General features: G+C 63.6%; 2 protein-coding genes. Both read left to right on the plus strand.

Annotation, left to right across the window (positions count from 1 at the left end; translation table 11 throughout):
* Nucleotides 1-396: DUF2059 domain-containing protein (locus IC66_RS0100435; RefSeq protein WP_038946271.1), on the plus strand; the 396-nt coding region annotated here is incomplete at its 5' end.
* A 46-nt stretch (nt 397-442) separates the two neighbouring features.
* Nucleotides 443-1,663, plus strand: a 1,221-nt coding sequence (gorA, locus tag IC66_RS0100440) for a glutathione-disulfide reductase (protein WP_038946272.1), incomplete at its 3' end; no start/stop codon positions are given.

Consider the following 1,663-nt stretch of genomic DNA (forward strand, 5'->3'; position numbering starts at 1 on the left):
GCCAGGGAAATTCTGCAGATCAAGAATGCCACCGCGATGTATCAAGGCGCGGTGCCGGGCCTGGTCGAGAAGACCAAGATCGCGCTGATCCAGCAGAATCTCAACTACCAGAAGGATCTCAACGAGGTTGCCGGCGTCGTCGCCCAGCAGCTCAACGGCCGCCAGAACGAGATTGGCGACGGAATGGCGCAGATCTATGCCAGCGAGTTCACCGAGCAGGAGCTGAAGGATCTCGTCACCTTCTACAAGTCGCCGCTGGGCAAGAAGCTGATCGACGCCGAGCCGCGCGCCATCGGCCTGTCCATGGCCTTCATGAACTCCTGGGCCCAGAACTTCTCCGAGACCGTGATGGGAGCCTTCCGCGCCGAGATGCGCAAGCGTGGCAAGGAGATCTGACAGACACTATCTGATCAGGACTTCCTGACAGGGGTCGGAGTGGACAATGGCTGAATTCGACGTCGACCTCTTCGTCATCGGTGGCGGCTCGGGCGGCGTGCGTGCCGCCCGCATCGCGGCCGGTTACGGCGCCCGCGTGACGATCGCGGAGGAGTACCGCATGGGCGGGACCTGCGTGATCCGCGGCTGCGTGCCGAAGAAGCTGTTCGTGATCGGCTCGCATTTTCGCCAAGAGCTCGAGGACGCCGCAGGTTTCGGCTGGACCGTTCCGCCCGCCAGCTTCGACTGGCCGACGCTGATCGCCAACAAGGACAAGGAGATCGCGCGGCTGGAGGCGGCCTACACCGCCAATGTCGAGAAGTCGGGCGCGCAGATCGTCAAGAGCCGGGCGGTGATCGAGGACAAGCACACCGTCCGCCTGCTCGAAAACGACCGCAAGATCACCGCAAGATACATCCTGATCGCCACCGGCGGCGCGCCCAACCACGGCGCGTCGATTCCCGGCATCGAGCACGTGATCTCCTCCAACGAAGCGTTCCACCTGAAGAAGCTGCCGAAGCGGATCGTGATCCAGGGCGGCGGCTACATCGCGCTGGAATTCGCCGGCATCTTCGCCGGATTCGGCTCCGACGTCACCGTGATCTATCGCGGCGACAACATCCTTCGCGGGTTTGACGAGGATGTTCGCACCCACGTTCGTGCCGAGATGGAGAAGCAGGGCATCACCATTCTCACCGGCTGCACGGTGAGCAAGGTCGATCGCCACGGCGAGGAGTTCACCACGCATTTGTCGAACGGATCGAGCATCGCCTCGGAGCAGGTGATGTTCGCGATCGGCCGCCATCCGGCGGTGGCCAATCTCGGCCTCGAGAATGCCGGCGTCGCCATCAACCCGAACAATGGCGGCATCGCGGTCGATCATTTCTCCAGGAGCTCGGTCGACAGCATCTACGCGATCGGCGACGTCACCCATCGCTTCAACCTGACGCCGGTCGCGATCCGCGAGGGCCACGCCTTCGCCGACACCGTGTTCGGCAAGCGCGAGGTGAAGGTCGACCACGCCAACATCCCGACCGCCGTGTTCTCGCAGCCGGAGGTCGGCACCGTTGGTCTCACCGAGACTGAAGCGCGCGCGCAGTTCAGTCACGTCGACATCTACAAGACCTCGTTCCGCCCGATCAAGGCGACGATGTCCGGCCGCGACACCCGCGTGCTGATGAAGCTCGTGGTCGACGGCTCGACCGATCGCGTGCTCGGCTGCCACATC

Source organism: Bradyrhizobium genomosp. III, from assembly GCF_000261705.1.
GTDB lineage: Bacteria > Pseudomonadota > Alphaproteobacteria > Rhizobiales > Xanthobacteraceae > Bradyrhizobium > Bradyrhizobium ottawaense.